The 16818-nt window shown below is 54.0% G+C and carries 11 protein-coding genes; 5 read left to right on the top strand and 6 right to left on the bottom strand.

What is annotated here, in order from left to right; genetic code table 11:
* Positions 1 to 15: 15 nt before the first annotated feature.
* Positions 16 to 1674 (bottom strand): glucan biosynthesis protein D, encoded by a 1659-nt coding sequence (locus ACCW76_RS07345; RefSeq protein WP_436338171.1) that lies wholly within the window; start codon positions 1672 to 1674, stop codon positions 16 to 18.
* 291 nt (positions 1675 to 1965) lie between these two features.
* Between ACCW76_RS07345 and elaB the strand changes: the two genes are divergently transcribed.
* Together elaB and ACCW76_RS07335 are read left to right on the top strand one after the other, a co-directional pair.
* On the top strand, positions 1966 to 2274 hold the full coding sequence (gene elaB / locus ACCW76_RS07340; RefSeq protein ID WP_034825045.1) for a stress response protein ElaB: 309 nt from the start codon (positions 1966 to 1968) through the stop codon (positions 2272 to 2274).
* A 152-nt stretch (positions 2275 to 2426) separates the two neighbouring features.
* The gene (locus ACCW76_RS07335) at positions 2427 to 3623 is read left to right on the top strand and encodes a nicotinamide mononucleotide deamidase-related protein YfaY (RefSeq protein WP_436338170.1); all 1197 of its coding nucleotides are present in this window, start codon (positions 2427 to 2429) and stop codon (positions 3621 to 3623) included.
* Positions 3624 to 3682: 59 nt separating this feature from the next.
* Here the strand turns inward: ACCW76_RS07335 and yfaE are convergent, their stop codons facing one another.
* The 4 genes from yfaE to lsrK all read right to left on the bottom strand — a co-directional run bounded on the left by yfaE (position 3683) and on the right by lsrK (position 9464).
* Positions 3683 to 3943: a class I ribonucleotide reductase maintenance protein YfaE gene (gene yfaE / locus ACCW76_RS07330; RefSeq protein ID WP_045813639.1), complete on the bottom strand. Its 261-nt coding sequence runs from the start codon at positions 3941 to 3943 to the stop codon at positions 3683 to 3685.
* 2 nt (positions 3944 to 3945) lie between these two features.
* Complete coding sequence (nrdB, locus tag ACCW76_RS07325) at positions 3946 to 5076, bottom strand: class Ia ribonucleoside-diphosphate reductase subunit beta (protein ID WP_034825039.1); 1131 nt, start codon at positions 5074 to 5076, stop codon at positions 3946 to 3948.
* Between the two features lie 65 nt (positions 5077 to 5141).
* Positions 5142 to 7427: a class 1a ribonucleoside-diphosphate reductase subunit alpha gene (gene nrdA / locus ACCW76_RS07320; RefSeq protein ID WP_097116584.1), complete on the bottom strand. Its 2286-nt coding sequence runs from the start codon at positions 7425 to 7427 to the stop codon at positions 5142 to 5144.
* A gap of 465 nt (positions 7428 to 7892) precedes the next feature.
* Positions 7893 to 9464: an autoinducer-2 kinase gene (gene lsrK / locus ACCW76_RS07315; protein WP_436338168.1), complete on the bottom strand. Its 1572-nt coding sequence runs from the start codon at positions 9462 to 9464 to the stop codon at positions 7893 to 7895.
* A gap of 209 nt (positions 9465 to 9673) precedes the next feature.
* Here lsrK and lsrG point away from each other — a divergent pair, with 209 nt between their 5' ends.
* Positions 9674 to 9967, top strand: coding sequence for a (4S)-4-hydroxy-5-phosphonooxypentane-2,3-dione isomerase (gene lsrG, locus ACCW76_RS07310; protein ID WP_337023292.1), 294 nt, complete (start codon positions 9674 to 9676; stop codon positions 9965 to 9967).
* Between the two features lie 271 nt (positions 9968 to 10238).
* On the opposite strand, the gene ubiG is transcribed toward lsrG, so the two are convergent.
* On the bottom strand, positions 10239 to 10964 hold the full coding sequence (ubiG, locus tag ACCW76_RS07305; RefSeq protein WP_038645776.1) for a bifunctional 2-polyprenyl-6-hydroxyphenol methylase/3-demethylubiquinol 3-O-methyltransferase UbiG: 726 nt from the start codon (positions 10962 to 10964) through the stop codon (positions 10239 to 10241).
* Between the two features lie 177 nt (positions 10965 to 11141).
* On the opposite strand from ubiG, the gene gyrA reads away from it, so the two are divergent.
* The gene (gene gyrA, locus ACCW76_RS07300; protein ID WP_436338167.1) at positions 11142 to 13781 is read left to right on the top strand and encodes a DNA topoisomerase (ATP-hydrolyzing) subunit A; all 2640 of its coding nucleotides are present in this window, start codon (positions 11142 to 11144) and stop codon (positions 13779 to 13781) included.
* A gap of 166 nt (positions 13782 to 13947) precedes the next feature.
* Positions 13948 to 16800 (top strand): two-component system sensor histidine kinase RcsC, encoded by a 2853-nt coding sequence (rcsC, locus tag ACCW76_RS07295; RefSeq protein ID WP_436338166.1) that lies wholly within the window; start codon positions 13948 to 13950, stop codon positions 16798 to 16800.
* The last annotated feature ends 18 nt before the right edge of the window (positions 16801 to 16818 follow it).

Here is a 16818-nt window from a genome sequence, read left to right as displayed (position 1 = left end):
CTTTTTAGGGGGATATCAGCCCGGCGTCATCTGTCGGTCATCGGTGTATTTACGCTGATCCGGCGGCGGTGGGAAATACTGATACAGCCAGGTTTCACTTAAGGTCTCATCTTTGGTGCGCAGGAACAGGCGCATATCCACCGGCTTAGTAGAGTCGCTGTTCGGATACCAGTCAAACAGAATGCGGTAGCCGTTAAGCGGCTCCACATAAAGAATCTCAACCTGCTTGATGGTGCCGGCATTGACTGTAATAACCGGCTCAATGCCTTTCGGCGCAGCGGCTTTCAGGTCGCCACCGACGAAATCAATCGCAAAGCGACGGCACCACTGATCGGGGAAGTGCTCGCCCGGCGCCCAACCTTCCGGGAAACCACCGATGCCGGTACGTGTGGCATCGACGCGCGCCAGCCCGCTGCGCACTGGCGGCAGTTGGCTCCAGTAAAGTTTGTACTGGAAGTTAAATTCGCTGCCCGCTTTAACCGGTTCCGTTGGCTGCCAGAAGCACACCACGTTATCCAGGGTTTCACCGGTCGTCGGGATCTCCATCAGGTTGATGGCGCCTTTGCCCCACTTGCCAATCGGCTCAACCCACAGGCTTGGGCGCTTGTCGTACCAGCCAATGACATCCTGATAATCTTTGAAGTCGTGGTTGAGCTGCAGCAGACCAAAACCACGTGGGTTTTCATCTTCATAAGCATTGAATTGCAAGCGTTGCGGGTTGTTCAGCGGACGTGCAATCCATTCCCCTTTGCCGGTCCACATTGCCAGACGATCGGAGTCATGGATTTGTGGATGATAGGTATTACACATGCGACGCTCGTTGGTGCCGCAGCTAAACATACTGGTCATCGGCGAGATGCCGAGCTGACGAATGTCGTTACGAGCAAACAGGTGGTTTTCCACCTCCATCACCACGCGTTTCTCTTCGCAGTGGATAGTGAACTTGTACGCACCGGTCACGCTGGCGCCGTCCAGCAGCGCATAAACCACAAAGGTGGTGTCGTCGGCTTTCGGTGTTTCAAACCAGAAGGCGGTAAAGTCCGGGAACTCTTCGTGGCCGTTGCTAAAGGTGTTTACTGCTACACCGCGCGCTGACAAGCCGTACTGGAAGGTTTCATCAACCGCACGGAAGTAGCTCGCGCCGAGGAACGAGACGATATCGCGACGCGCCAGTTCTGGCTTTTTAAACGCGCGGAAACCAGCGAAGCCCAAATCGGTTTTGCCGACCAGTTGTTGGGTATCGACGTTAGCGTTGTGGTAGTTAAACAGTTCGGGACGGAAGTGGATTTCGCGCGCTTCACGGCTATCGGCATCCACTGAGAACATGCGGATACGGCGTTTAAAGCCCATCCCCACGTGGAAGAACTGCACATCCAGTTCGCGATCGGGAATGTTGTTCCACAGCGAATGGTTGGCATCGTACTGAATTTCGTTGTAGGCCTGCGGTGTCAAATTGGCCAGGGTATCAGGAAGCGGGCCGGGTGCGCCGCCCCAGGGCTGTTTCGCCAGCGCGGAGGCTTTCTTTTTCAGTAAGTCGAAATCGAAGCGCACTGCGGTGCCGTCGGCGATGCCATCATCGGCCCAGGCGGACTGCGCAAACAGCGAGGAGAGCCCGGTCATGCCGCTTGCGGCAGAGAGGGCCATGGACGCTTTCATAAATTTTCTACGATTCATGCCGGAAATCTAATCCTTAGCTGCTCTGGTGTGTTGTGACTGTCGTAAGACGCATTACGTCTGGCTACAAGGGGGTACGACAGTCGCGAAATTAAAAAATTCAGTCTGACAAAAATTTATCAGATTAATCAAATAAGCGAAGCAGATTTCACGCTGCAACAGCGCGGATTACGCAACTTTGCATTGAGTCGAGCAAAACCCAGCGTAATCCTAATCCCTTGCGCGCAGCAAATACCGAATTTATGACTATAGTTAAACGACGATAAGTGACGAGCATGGAGGAAGTATAACGTGTCATCTTCAGATCAATTTGAAACTCGCCTTGATGACGACCTGGCGCTACTGACAGAAACTTTGGAAGAAGTACTGAAATCGTCGGGCGATCCGGCCGATCAAAAGTACATCGAATTGAAACTTAAAGCGGAACAAGCACTGGAAGACGTGAAGAATCGCGTTAGCCAGGCTTCTGACAGCTATTATTACCGTGCCAAAAAAGCGGCCTACCGTGCCGACGATTATGTGCATGAAAAACCCTGGCAGGGGATCGGCATTGGCGCCGCCGCTGGCCTGTTTGTCGGTTTACTGTTGGCCCGCCGTTAAATTGTCGGGGCGTAACGCCGGTTACGCCCGATTCCTCTTTTTTACCGCTTTATCCCTCTCATTTGTCTCGAATCCTTGTTTCGCATCAACGGCGATTGTGTTTCGCGTGCGCGCTTTCTACAGTAAAGCGACAGGGATAAGGAGAATGTAACGTGATACGTGTTGAAATGCTCTCAACGGGCGATGAAGTGTTGCATGGGCAGATTGTCGATACGAATGCCGCATGGCTGGCGGATGTGCTGTTCCAGCACGGTTTGCCAATGACCAGCCGCAGTACCGTTGGCGATGCGATGTCCTCGCTGGTGGAGACGCTGCAGAGTCGCAGCCAGATTGCCGATGTGCTGATTGTGAACGGTGGCCTCGGCCCAACCAGCGACGATCTCAGTGCGCTGGCCGCTGCTACCGCGTGTGGCACCGAATTGGTGATCCAGCAGGAATGGCTGGAGAAAATGGAAGCCTGGTTTGCCAGCCGTGGACGCATCATGGCGCCGAGCAACCGCAAGCAGGCGGAAATTCCGGCGAATGCCGAGCTGATTGATAATCCGGTGGGTACCGCGTGTGGCTTTGCACTTCAGCTCAATCGCTGCTGGATATTCTTCACGCCGGGCGTGCCGTCCGAATTTAAAGTGATGGTCGAGCAGGAGATCATTCCGCGTTTGAAAGCGCGTTTTGATTTGCCAGAGCCGCCGCTGTGCCTGCGCCTGACCACCTTTGGTCGCGGCGAGAGTGACATTGCCGCCGAACTGGAGCCGTTACCGTTGCCGGAAGGTGTGGTAATGGGCTATCGCTCATCAATGCCAATCATTGAAATCAAACTCACCGGACCGGCCAGCCAACGTGTGGCTATGGAGCAGGCGTGGCAGCAGGTGAAGCTGCTGTTGGCGGAATGCACTATCTTCGAAGGCACTGTAGGTTTACCCGCTTTGTTAGCGCATGAGTTGCAACAGCGTGGTTTCCGGCTGGCGTTAAGCGAGCAATACACAGCCGGATTACTGAACTGGCAACTGGCGTCAGCGGACGTGCCGCTCAGCGCAGCAGAGATTTTGCCCCCTCATGATGAACCGCTGGAAGCTCAGGTCGAGCGTACGCGCAATCTGGCCGCGCATCACGGCACGGTGTTGGCGCTGTCGGTGGGTAATCTGGAAGAGGGCGAAGTGGCGATTGCGCTGCATACGCCGGAAGCCAGCTGGGGCCAGCGCGTGAAGTTCACCCATGGGCGTCACAATGTTGAAACCCGGCAGAAAGTCGTGGCGATGATGGCGATGAACATGTTGCGTCGCTGGCTGCACGGCAGTGAAGTCAGTACCGGGCATGGCTGGATTGATGTGCTGGAAGCCGTGAAACAGTAAGTGTGTGGGCAGGCTTTGCGATGAATTTCACCGGGTCGCCATTGATGGCGACCCGGTGCTTATAGCTCGATCTCAATCTCCCCTTTAGCGCGGCAGCAGCAGGGCAAAATCTCGCCCTGTTGAATAAACGCCAATGGGGTTTCCGCGTAAGCCACTTCGCCTTTCAGCAAACGCATCCGGCACGATCCGCAGTAGCCTTCACGACACTGAAACTCCACGCACACGTTGTGCGCTTCCAGTGCAGCAAGCAGATTGGGATGATCTTCTGCGCACTCCAGCCTGGAGCCGGAACTGCGTAGAATAACAACAGAACGGCTCATGCTTACAGCTGGAAGTCGTTGAAGTCGTCTTCGCCGACTTCGGCATCAATCTGACCCACCAGGTAAGAACTGACTTCCACTTCCTGCGGTGCCACCTGCACGTTATCCGATACCAACCAGGAGTTGATCCATGGAATCGGGTTAGAACGCGTCTGGAACGGCAGATCGAGACCTACAGCCTGCATGCGGATGTTGGTGATGTACTCAATGTACTGGCACAGAATGTCTTTGTTCAAACCGATCATTGAGCCACCGCTGAACAGATAATCTGCCCACTCTTTCTCTTGCTCGGCGGCTTTCTTGAACAGGTCGAAACACTCATCACGGCACTCGGCAGCGATCTCTTTCATTTCAGGATCATCTTCACCGGTGCGCAGCAGGTTCAGCATGTGCTGAGTGCCGGTCAGGTGCAGAGCCTCATCGCGCGCAATCAGTTTGATGATTTTGGCGTTACCTTCCATCAGCTCGCGCTCGGCGAAGGCAAATGAACAGGCGAAGCTCACGTAGAAGCGAATCGCTTCCAGTGCGTTAACGCTCATCAGGCAGATATACAGCTGTTTTTTCAGCGCACGCAGATTCACGGTCACGGTTTTACCCGCCACTTCGTGCGTGCCTTCTCCCAGCAGATGCCAGTAGCTGGTCATCTCGATCAGGTCGTCGTAATACTTCGAGATGTCCTGCGCACGCGCCAGAATCTGCTCGTTAGTGACGATGTCGTCAAACACCAGTGAAGGATCGTTGACGATGTTACGGATGATATGGGTGTAAGAGCGCGAGTGGATGGTCTCAGAAAACGCCCAGGTTTCGATCCAGGTTTCGAGTTCTGGAATCGAAATCAGCGGCAGCAGGGCCACGTTAGGGCTACGACCCTGGATTGAATCCAGCAGTGTCTGGTATTTCAGGTTGCTGATAAAAATGTGTTTTTCGTGATCTGGCAGCGCCTGATAATCGATACGATCGCGTGAGACGTCCACTTCTTCTGGACGCCAGAAGAAGGAGAGCTGCTTTTCGATCAGCTTTTCAAAGATGTCATATTTCTGCTGGTCGAAACGGGCAACGTTCACTGACTGGCCGAAGAACATCGGTTCTAACAGCTGGTCGTTTTTGTTCTGCGAAAATGTGGTGTAAGCCATGGCTAAGTCCAAAAGTGATGAGGGCCGACCATTGCCGGCCCTGACAAGATAGGGCGTCTGACTAATTAAATCTTACAAGCGCCGCTTTCGCAGCCGTCATCCTGAATGGAAGGAGCCAGGTCGTCCTGCGCATCTTCCGCACCATCACGGGTGTTTTGGTAGTACAGGGTTTTCACGCCAAATTTATACGCGGTCAGCAGATCTTTCAGCAGCTGTTTCATTGGCACTTTGCCATTGGCGAAACGGCTTGGATCGTAGTTGGTGTTCGACGAAATCGCCTGATCGATAAATTTCTGCATCACACCAACCAACTGCAAGTAACCGTCGTTAGATGGCATTTCCCACAGCAGTTCGTACTGATCTTTCAGACGCTCATACTCTGGCACCACCTGACGCAGAATACCGTCTTTGGATGCTTTGATGCTGATGTGACCGCGTGGTGGCTCAATGCCGTTGGTGGCGTTTGAAATCTGCGAAGAGGTTTCAGACGGCATCAGCGCGGAGAGCGTAGAGTTGCGCAGGCCGTGCGTAACGATCGACTCACGCAGACCTTCCCAGTCCAGGTGCAGCGGCTCGCTGCAAACGGCGTCGAGATCCTTTTTATAGGTATCGATCGGCAGAATGCCCTGTGAGTAAGTGGTCTCTTTGAACCACGTACAGGCGCCTTGCTCTTTCGCCAGCTCGTTCGAGGCTTTCAGCAGGTAATACTGAATGGCTTCAAAAGTTTTATGCGTCAGGTTGTTGGCGCTGCCATCAGAGTAACGCACGCCGTTTTTCGCCAGATAGTAAGCGTAGTTAATCACGCCAATACCCAGAGTACGACGGCCCATTGCGCCGCGTTTTGCCGCAGGAATTGGGTAATCCTGATAATCCAGCAGCGCATCCAGTGCACGAACTGCGAGGGTCGCCAGCTCTTCCAAATCGTCGAGGCTGTCAATCGCACCGAGGTTAAAGGCAGACAGCGTACACAACGCGATTTCGCCGCTTTCGTCATTCACATCGTTCAGCGGTTTGGTTGGCAGCGCGATTTCCAGGCACAGGTTAGACTGGCGGACGGGCGCGATAGCCGGATCAAACGGGCTGTGGGTGTTGCAGTGATCGACGTTCTGGATGTAGATACGGCCAGTAGAAGCACGTTCCTGCATCATCAGTGAGAACAGCTCAACCGCTTTCACGCGCTGTTTGCGGATGCTGTCGTCTTTCTCGTATTTGGTGTACAGACGCTCAAACTCGTCCTGATCGGCGAAGAACGCATCGTACAGGCCTGGCACGTCAGACGGGCTGAACAGGGTGATCTCTTCACCTTTCAACAGACGGGTATACATCAGCTTGTTGATCTGTACGCCGTAGTCCATGTGACGTACGCGGTTGCCTTCAACGCCACGGTTGTTTTTCAGTACCAGCAGGCTTTCCACTTCCAGATGCCACATCGGGTAGAACAGGGTGGCTGCACCGCCACGCACGCCGCCTTGTGAGCAGGACTTCACTGCCGTCTGGAAATGCTTATAGAACGGGATACAGCCGGTATGGAAGGCTTCGCCGCCACGGATTGGGCTGCCCAGCGCACGAATGCGACCGGCATTGATACCGATACCGGCGCGCTGAGAAACGTATTTTACGATAGCGCTGGAAGTGGCATTGATGGAATCAAGGCTGTCACCACACTCGATCAGTACGCAAGAGCTGAACTGACGGGTTGGGGTACGTACGCCCGACATGATTGGCGTCGGCAGTGAGATCTTGAAGGTAGACACGGCATCATAGAAGCGACGCACGTAATCCATACGCGTCTCACGCGGATAACCGGAGAACAGGCATGCAGCAACCAGAATATACAGGAACTGGGCACTCTCGTAGATTTCACCACTCACACGGTTCTGCGCCAGGTATTTACCTTCCAGCTGCTTCACCGCAGCGTAGGAGAAGTTCATGTCGCGCCAGTGGTCGATGAAGCCGTCCATCTGCTCGAACTCTTCTACGCTGTAATCTTCCAGCAGGTGGCGATCGTATTTGCCCATCTCAACCATTTTCACTACCTGATCGTACAGCTTCGGCGGCTCAAACTGGCCGTAAGCTTTTTTACGCAGGTGGAAGATGGCGAGGCGAGCAGCCAGGTACTGGTAATCCGGCGCATCACGGGAGATCAGGTCTGCAGCAGCCTTGATGATGGTCTCGTGGATATCAGAAGTACGAATTCCATCGTAGAACTGAATGTGGGAGCGCAACTCAACCTGAGACACGGAGACGTTATTCAGCCCTTCAGCGGCCCAATCCAGTACTCGGTGAATCTTGTCGAGATCAATGCGCTCCTGGCGGCCATCGCGTTTAGTAACGAGCAGACTTTGGTTCATGTCGCGTGTTTACCTGTCCATGAAAGAGTGAGTTATCCCCCATCTATTCACAAGGTCTATGCACAAGCCGCTCGTTGTGAGTAAGCCTGTGGATAAACACTATATATAGGGGGTGCGGGAAGTTTGAACAACAATATGGTGAGTATTCTAGTCAGCATTCTGATCATCACAAGAGTTGATTTTCGCGAAAAAATCCGTCCAGGGGGGTGGCGAAATTCCTGGATCCCCATTCCGTAAGGCCTGCCAATGGTGTCAACTGCCAACGACTTTTTTTTCACTTTTTGATCGAGCGCGTGTTTATTGCTCAAAGCTTCTCATCACGGAAATTTCTGAAGTCAAAAAAGCCCTGACAAGGCCGCCAGTAGCGAACTTATCTAAAATTGCTTATGAATTTTTTGTGACCAATGCAGCCTACAAAAAAGCGTGGTACGCGTCTAAAAGGAAATTGATCTGGATAGCAGTGAGTTACAAACCTGGTGCTTTCCACATCGAGGTGGTTAACCCACTGTCCACCAGGGTGAGTTGGTCGGCATAGACTTTCTGCCAGTTGGCTTTTTGCTGTTGATAGAGCTGGTGGTGTTCTGCGTTGGGGTGAAATTCGCGCTCCCAGCGGACTAACTGCTGTCCCGTTTCCTGCAAACTGCGGTAAACCCCAGCGGCAACACCTGCAGCGATAGCGCAGCCCAGAGCGGTGGCTTCTTTCACCTGCGGCACTTTGACCGTCAGCCCCGTGACATCGCTCAAAATCTGGCTCCACAATTTGCCCTTCGCACCGCCACCAGCAAACACGATCTGTGAGGTTTGGACACCGGAAAAGGCGGCCACCTGATCCAGATTGCAGGCCGAAACAATCGCAGCATTCTCTTCCAGCGCACGGAAGAGCGTCTGTTTATTGCAGCGTTCGGGATCGATGGAAAGATTAATAAAGGAAGGTGCAGCGTGATACCACTTGTTGAAGTGCATCGCATCTGAGAACACCGGCATCACGCCCCACGAACCGGCGGGAACGCGAGCCGCCATCTCTTCCAGCAGGCTGTAGCAATCCACACCAAGGCGCTCCGCCAGCAGTTTCTCTTCGCCGCAAAAGGCATCACGGAACCAGCGCATCGTTAGGCCGGTAAAGAAACTGATCGCTTCCGCCTGTGCCATACCGGGGATCACATGCGGATTCACGCGAATGTTCATTTGAGGATCAACCTGTGGTTGCGGCAAGTTCACTACTTGTTGCCAGAAAGTGCCCCCCAGCACAGCCGTTTCCCCCGCATTCACGACGCCTAACCCCAGAGTGCCAAGCTGCACATCGCCGCCGCCCATGCCAACCACCGTGCCTTGCTCAAGACCACACTGGCGAGCGGCTTCGGCCGTAATCTCTCCTAGCTTGCTGCCGGTTTCGGCTACCGGGGACAAGATATTCCCGCGCAATCCTGCCATCTCTAACAGATCAGGGCGCCATTGCCGCGTGTGCAAATCCAGCAGGCCAGTCGTGCCGGCGTTCGATGGGTCCACGGCGAGTTCACCGCTGAGACATTTCGCCAGCCAATCGCTGATCATGGTTAAGGTGGCGGCCTGACGATAAACATCAGGTCGATGATGCGCCAGCCACAGCAGACGCGGCATCGCGCCCAGTGCCAGCGTTTGTCCTGAACACTGATAGATTTCTCGCTCAAACTGTCCGTGGTGAATTTCCTTAAGTTCACTCACCTCGCGGCTGGCACGGGCATCGACATTGGCGCACGCCCAAATCGCTTCGCCCGCTTTGTTGTAAAGCACAATACCTTCGCGCATTGAACAGCAGGCCACGCTTCGTATCGACCTGGCAGGCAATTGTGACTGTTGCAGCACCTGTCGAATGCACTGACAGGCAAGTTGCCAGTTGTGCTCAAGATCAAACTCCATTGAGCCTGGCACATCGGGCAGGGCGAGGTGCCGCCATTCAGCCTGCGCCACCGCGACTTGCTCACCCTGAAGATTGAAAATCACGGCGCGAATGCTACCGGTGCCGGCGTCGAGCGCCATCAGATGTGGGGCGTGTGTCATCACGAAACTCCTGTTGAAAAGGAAAGAGTGCTCCACACCGACTGCCCAACGGGTGTTACTGCAAAGATAGTTGTGCGTGAGCGTTTTCACCTCCAGATGAAGGGCTTAGCCCATCGTTGAAAGTTTGAACTGTGATCGCTGCGAGAGTTTTATTCAGCGAGCCTGGCCAGGCTTGCCACTCTGCAAATCGTGATGAAAGGAACAAGCCGATGGAAGTAACGCTGGTAGAGATCAACGTGAAGCCCGACTGTATCGACGAATTTTTGCGGGTGTTTAAGCTCAATCATTTAGGGGCACTGCAGGAGCCTGGCAATCTGCGTTTTGACGTTTTGCAGGACAGTAGTGAAGCGACACGCTTCTTTATTTATGAAGCTTATGCGGATGAGGCCGCGGTGTTAGCACACAAGAAAACGCCGCATTATCTGGCCTGCGTCGAGGCGCTAGAGGCGCTGATGAGCGAACCGAGAAAGAAAACCGCGTTTAAGGGGATTTTTCCCGAGTAAGGGCGTTCATCATTTCGTCTTAACACTCAGAGGCATGACTTGTTGAACTCTTGAATGAGCAATGACTAAGAGATGCACCACTGCTACAGAGACAATCCGAAGCCATGATCAACGTTCAGGGCCAGTAAAGCCCCGCCCGAAGAGCAAAGCGTCCGCCGCAGGGATGCGGCGGCCGATCTGCATGGATGCGTGTTTCCTTTGCGATCGGGCGGGGCTTTACTGGCTTATGCACCGATCCCACAGCGGCGATTCGCCAATCCACGCAAAAAACTCAATCCTGACGATGGGTATGCACCATATAGTTCACATCCACACCACGCCCCAGACGGAACTGATTGGTCAGCGGATTGTAGTGCAGGCCAATCATGCCCCTCTCGCGCAATGGCGTCTCATCAACCCAATTCAGCAACTCTGAGGGGCGGATAAACTTTTTCACGTCATGCGTGCCGCGCGGCACCATGCGCATCACGTATTCGGCACCGAACACTGCGAGTAACCATGCCTTTGGATTGCGGTTAATGGTAGAGAAGAACACTTCGCCACCCGGCTTCACCAACTGCGCGCAAGCCAACACCACAGAACGTGGATCAGGAACGTGTTCCAGCATTTCCATACAGGTCACGACGTCATAGGCACCCGCATGGCTGACCGCATGATCTTCCACGGTCTGCTGCACATAGTTCACGCTCACACCGCTCTCCAGCGCATGTAACCGCGCCACTTCCAGCGGCTCCGCCCCCATATCCAGCCCGGTCACGTTGGCCCCTTCACGCGCCATGCTCTCCGCTAAAATACCGCCGCCGCAGCCGACATCCAGCACCTTCTTACCAAACAGGCCATTGCTGTGCTGGGCAATCCAGCCAAGACGCAGGGGATTGATGCGGTGTAACGGCTTAAATTCACCCTCTAAATCCCACCAGCGCGATGCGACCGCTTCAAACTTGGCAATCTCAGCGTGGTCGACGTTTTGGCGGCTTTCCTGCGGTTGTTCACTCATTGAATCACGACTCCTGACAAAATATTCCCTCAGTATAAACGCTTAACTCTTGCTAGCGCATCTCTCACCTGCAAGGAAAAGCGGCATTAAACCCCGCTTTACGTTCACCGAGGGCAACCACTGTGATATACTTTCGCACCATTAAAAACCGGCATTATGTAGAGGGATAGCGGCTCCATGAGCGACCTTGCGAGAGAAATTACACCGGTCAATATCGAAGAAGAGTTAAAAAACTCCTACCTCGATTACGCCATGTCGGTCATCGTTGGCCGAGCTTTACCCGATGTGCGTGATGGCTTGAAGCCGGTGCACCGCCGTGTGCTTTTTGCCATGAGCGAACTGGGTAACGACTGGAACAAACCTTATAAGAAATCGGCCCGTGTGGTCGGTGACGTGATCGGTAAATATCACCCACACGGTGATTCCGCGGTATACGAAAGTATCGTTCGTATGGCCCAGCCGTTCTCCCTGCGCTACATGCTGGTAGATGGTCAGGGTAACTTCGGTTCCGTTGATGGCGACTCCGCCGCAGCGATGCGTTATACCGAAGTGCGTATGGCGAAGATCTCTTCTGAACTGCTGGCGGACCTCGAAAAAGAGACCGTCGATTTTGTGCCGAACTACGATGGCACCGAGCAGATTCCTGAAGTTCTGCCGACCAAAATTCCTAACCTGCTGGTGAACGGCTCGTCCGGTATCGCCGTAGGTATGGCGACCAACATTCCACCGCACAACCTGACGGAAGTGATCAACGGCTGCCTCGCCTTCATCGAAGACGAAGACATCACTGTTGAAGGCCTGATGGAACACATCACCGGCCCTGACTTCCCGACTGCGGCGTTCATCAACGGTCGTCGTGGTATCGAAGAAGCCTATCGCACCGGTCGCGGTAAAATTTACATCCGCGCACGCGGTGAGATTGAAACCGACGCAAAAACCGGCCGCGAAACCATCATCGTCAATGAAATCCCGTATCAGGTAAACAAAGCGCGCCTGATCGAGAAAATTGCCGAGCTGGTAAAAGAGAAGCGTGTTGAAGGCATTAGCGGCCTGCGTGATGAATCCGATAAAGACGGTATGCGTATCGTCATCGAGATCAAACGCGATGCGGTCGGTGAAGTGGTGCTCAACAACCTCTATTCGCTGACGCAACTGCAAGTCTCCTTCGGCATCAACATGGTGGCACTGCATCAGGGCCAGCCGAAGATCATGACGCTGAAAGGCATCATTGAAGCCTTCGTGCGCCACCGCCGTGAAGTGGTGACGCGCCGTACCATTTTCGAACTGCGCAAAGCGCGTGACCGTGCACACATCCTTGAAGGTCTGGCCATTGCGCTGGCCAACATCGATCCGATTATCGAACTGATTCGTCGTGCGCCCACCCCAGCTGAAGCGAAAGCGGGCCTGTTGGCACAGCCATGGGATCTGGGCAACGTCGCCACCATGCTGGAACGTGCGGGCGATGACGCAGCACGTCCAGAATGGCTGGAAGCCCAGTTCGGTATTCGTGACGGTCAGTACTACCTGACTGAACAGCAAGCTCAGGCAATTCTGGATCTGCGTCTGCAGAAACTGACCGGCCTTGAGCACGAAAAGCTGCTCGACGAATACAAAGAGCTGCTGGACCAGATCGCAGAACTGATCCACATCCTGCAGAGCGCCGAGCGTCTGATGGAAGTCATCCGCGAAGAGCTGGTGGCAATGCGCGATCAGTTTGGTGATGAGCGTCGTACTGAAATTACCGCCAACAGCGCCGACATCAACATTGAAGACCTGATTAATCAGGAAGATGTTGTGGTCACGCTGTCGCATCAGGGTTATGTCAAATACCAGCCGCTGACTGACTATGAAGCGCAGCGTCGTGGTGGCAAAGGCAAATCCGCAGCACGTATTAAAGAAGAAGACTTTATTGATCGTCTGCTGGTGGCCAACACCCACGACACCATTCTGTGCTTCTCCAGCCGTGGCCGCCTCTACTGGATGAAAGTTTACCAGTTGCCAGAAGCGAGTCGTGGTGCACGTGGTCGCCCAATTGTTAACCTGCTGCCACTTGAAGCCAACGAACGTATCACCGCTATTCTGCCAGTGCGTGAGTACACCGAAGGCTTTAACATCTTCATGGCCACCGCTGACGGTACCGTGAAGAAAACCGCTCTGCAGGAATTTAGCCGCCCACGCAGCGCCGGTATCATCGCCATCAACCTGCGTGAAGATGATGAATTGATCGGTGTTGCACTGACCAACGGTAGCGATGAAGCGATGCTGTTCTCTGCAGCGGGTAAAGTGGTGCGCTTCGCTGAGACCGCAGTACGTGCCATGGGCCGTTCAGCCTCGGGCGTGCGTGGTATCAAGCTGGCCGAAGGCGATAAAGTGGTCTCCCTGATCGTGCCACGTGAAGAGGGCGCCATCCTCACCGTGACGCAAAACGGTTACGGTAAGCGTACGGCGAATAGCGAATACCCAACCAAGTCGCGTGCAACACAGGGTGTGATCTCGATTAAAGTCACCGAACGTAACGGGCCAGTGATTGGCGCGGTGCAGGTGGTGGATGGCGATCAGATTATGATGATTACCGATGCCGGTACGCTGGTGCGTACCCGCGTATCAGAAGTCAGCGTAGTCGGACGTAACACCCAGGGCGTGATTCTGATTCGTACCGCTGAAGACGAAAACGTTGTGGGTCTGCAACGTGTCGCTGAGCCGGTGGAAGAGGAAGAACTCGACGCCATCGACGGCAGCGTCGCAGAAGGCGAAGAGGATATCGCGCCGGAAGTCGACAACGACGACGATGCACCTGAAGTGGATGAAGAAGAGTAATCCGCAGCGGTGAAGAACAGCGGCAGGTCAGGGCAACCGACCTGCCGTTTTTTTATCTGAGTTTTACTCCCAAAGTCGCGCACCAACTGGCTTTTTCGGGCCGATAAAGCTAGTGTATGAGAGTTTTTCAACTTCCTGACAACCCCTTACCGCCAGTGAGCCTCTTTTGAAATATCTCGTCTCCTTTCGCACCACGCTTCGCATCTCGCGCTATCTGTTCCGTGCGCTGGCGTTGCTGCTTTGGACGCTGGGTGCGTTGCTGACCACTTTTTTCATCATCAACGTGCTACACGAGAAAGAGAATGCGGTACGTCAAGAGTTTGCGACCAATTATGGCCAGGCCGAATGGTATGTACGCCATTCTGCTGACGTGATGCGTGAACTGAAGTACATCACGGAAAATCGTCTGGGCAACAGCAGCAATGGTCTTGATGTGCTGAATGGCCTGCCTGCAGGCAAAAGTACCTTGCCGCAGTTCACGCCGCTGTTTTCCGATGGTGACTGCACCTCAATGAGCAATACCTGGCGCAACTCGCTCGATTCGCTGGGCTACTTCATCAATTACTGGAAAAGCAACTTTGCCTCCGCCTACGAACTCAACCGGGTGTTCTTTATTGGGGGTGAAAACCAGTGTCTGGCGGATTTTGCCATTGGTAATAACAATTCGGTCGATCGTGAACGTAGCCTGAAGGCACTGCGTGAGCGTGTGCTGCACTATCGCAGCGGCAACGAAGAAGAACGCCGTAATCCGATGTATTGGATCACACCGAGCAGCCAGCCTGGCGTCGGTAATTTCTATATGGTGATGCCGGTTTATGTGGCTAACAAGCTGCAGGCGTTGCTGGGCGTGGAACAAAATATCCGTCTTGATGAGTTTATTCAGCCAGGCGGATTGCCGCTGGTTGCCACCATCACTGACGAGAATTATCGTCCGCTGTTGAGTTCGCGACGCGGTGGGCCGGGTTATGCGTTGGATGATCTGCCGGATGACAGCACCTGGTTTGGCTATCTCAATAGCTATCACCAACTGGTGCTGAAAAAGCCGCTGCCGCCCTCCAATCTCAACGTCGTGTGGTCACTTTCAACCGATGTGCTGGTGGATCAGCTCAAGCTCATGCTGATTAACGCCCTGTTGCTTAACATCCTCAGTGCACTGATCCTGTTTACGCTGGCATGGGTTTTCGAACGTCGCATGTTCCTGCCGGCGGAAGACAACGCACATCGGCTGGAAGAGCACGAGCAGTTCAACCGCAAAATTGTCGCTTCGGCACCGGTTGGCATCTGTATTTTGCGCACCAGCGATGGCACCAATATTCTGAGTAATGAACTGGCGCACAACTACCTGACGCTGCTGACGCAGGAAGATCGCCAGCGTCTGAATGAGATTATCGGGGGGCAGCAGGTCAACTTTGTCGATGTGCTCACCGGCACCAATACCAACCTGCAAATCAGCTTTGTGCATTCACGCTATCGTAATGAAAACGTAGCGATTTGCGTGCTGGTCGATGTCTCAGCGCGTGTGCGCATGGAGCAGTCGTTGCAGGAGATGGCGCATGCGGCAGAGCAGGCCAGCCAGTCCAAATCCATGTTCCTTGCCACCGTCAGCCATGAGCTGCGTACTCCGTTGTACGGCATTATCGGTAACCTCGACCTGCTGCAAACCAAGTCGTTGCCGAAAGGCGTCGAATCGCTGGTAACGGCGATGAACAACTCGTCGAGCCTGCTGCTGAAAATTATCAGTGATATTCTCGATTTCTCGAAAATTGAGTCGGAGCAGCTGAAAATTGAGCCGCGCCCGTTCTCGCCACGTGAGGTGGTCAATCACATCGCCAGCAACTATCTGTCGCTGGTGGTGCGTAAACGCCTGACGTTATATGTCATGATTGAAAACGATGTGCCGCTGACGATGGATGGCGATCCAATGCGTCTGCAGCAGGTCATTTCTAACCTGCTGAATAACGCCATCAAGTTCACCCATACTGGCTGCATTATTTTGCATGCCTATGTCAACGATGGTTATTTAGCCTTCCGCGTGCGCGATACCGGCGTCGGTATTCCTGCGAAAGAAGTGACGCGTCTGTTCGATCCCTTCTTCCAGGTGGGCTCTGGCGTACAGCGCAATTTCCAGGGCACCGGGCTGGGTCTGGCGATCTGTGAAAAGCTGATCAACATGATGGACGGTGATATTGAGGTCGACTCTGAGCCGGGCATGGGTAGCCAGTTTATCATCCGTATCCCCATTTACGCGGGACAACAGCCTGCGCCGCCGCTGCTGGATGGTTTGCAGGAAAAAGCCATCTGGCTGGATATGCGCAATGATTATCTCGCGGTCTTCCTGCTACGTCTGTTGCAGCAACAGGGTATTACGATCGCGCATTATCAGGGTAATGCCGGTAGCGACGATGTGATTATTAGTGACCATCAGGATACGGTGCCACAGGCCGTGCGCGCGCAGATTCACATCTGCGGTCAGCACATCGATATGCCGCAGGAAACCGCGCCGGGTCAGTGGGTGCAGAGCAGTGCGATGCTGCACGATCTGCCTTCATTACTTGGCCGCATCTATCGCATCAATATTGATAGCGAAACCAGCACGCCGTTGCAGTTGGCCGCACCGCAAGAGGCCAACCGTTACGATGACATTATGGTACTGATTGTTGATGATCACCCGATTAATCGTATGTTGCTCTCCGAGCAGCTCGGCACACTGGGCTATCAAACCAAAACCGCACAGGATGGGGTCGATGCGCTGAACGTGCTGAGCCGTAATCACATTGATATTGTGCTGAGTGACGTCAATATGCCGAATATGGATGGTTATCGCCTGACGCAGCGCCTGCGTCAGCTGGGCCATGCCTTCCCGGTGATTGGGGTGACGGCCAATGCGTTGGCAGAAGAGAAGCAACGCTGTATGGATGCCGGGATGGATAACTGCCTATCCAAGCCTGTTACGCTTGATGTGTTGAAATCCACGTTGGCAATCTACGCCGAGCGGGTAAGAAAAAGCAGGAAAGGGTAGTACAAAAGAACAGGCGCA

This window comes from Pantoea sp. C8B4 (genome assembly GCF_051336905.1).
In the GTDB taxonomy this organism is placed as follows: domain Bacteria; phylum Pseudomonadota; class Gammaproteobacteria; order Enterobacterales; family Enterobacteriaceae; genus Pantoea; species Pantoea rwandensis_B.
The sequence above is the reverse complement of the archived record's forward strand: the minus strand, read 5'-3'. Positions and strand labels throughout refer to the sequence as shown.

Bases quoted from the DNA above. Each gene is read 5' to 3' on its own strand.
- yfaE (WP_045813639.1), bottom strand. From the start codon at position 3,943: ATGAGCCGTTCTGTTGTTATTCTACGCAGTTCCGGCTCCAGGCTGGAG.
- lsrG (WP_337023292.1), top strand. From the start codon at position 9,674: ATGGAAGTAACGCTGGTAGAGATCAACGTGAAGCCCGACTGTATCGAC.
- nrdB (WP_034825039.1), bottom strand. From the start codon at position 5,076: ATGGCTTACACCACATTTTCGCAGAACAAAAACGACCAGCTGTTAGAA.
- gyrA (WP_436338167.1), top strand. From the start codon at position 11,142: ATGAGCGACCTTGCGAGAGAAATTACACCGGTCAATATCGAAGAAGAG.
- lsrK (WP_436338168.1), bottom strand. From the start codon at position 9,464: ATGACACACGCCCCACATCTGATGGCGCTCGACGCCGGCACCGGTAGC.
- nrdA (WP_097116584.1), bottom strand. From the start codon at position 7,427: ATGAACCAAAGTCTGCTCGTTACTAAACGCGATGGCCGCCAGGAGCGC.
- ubiG (WP_038645776.1), bottom strand. From the start codon at position 10,964: ATGAGTGAACAACCGCAGGAAAGCCGCCAAAACGTCGACCACGCTGAG.
- ACCW76_RS07345 (WP_436338171.1), bottom strand. From the start codon at position 1,674: ATGAATCGTAGAAAATTTATGAAAGCGTCCATGGCCCTCTCTGCCGCA.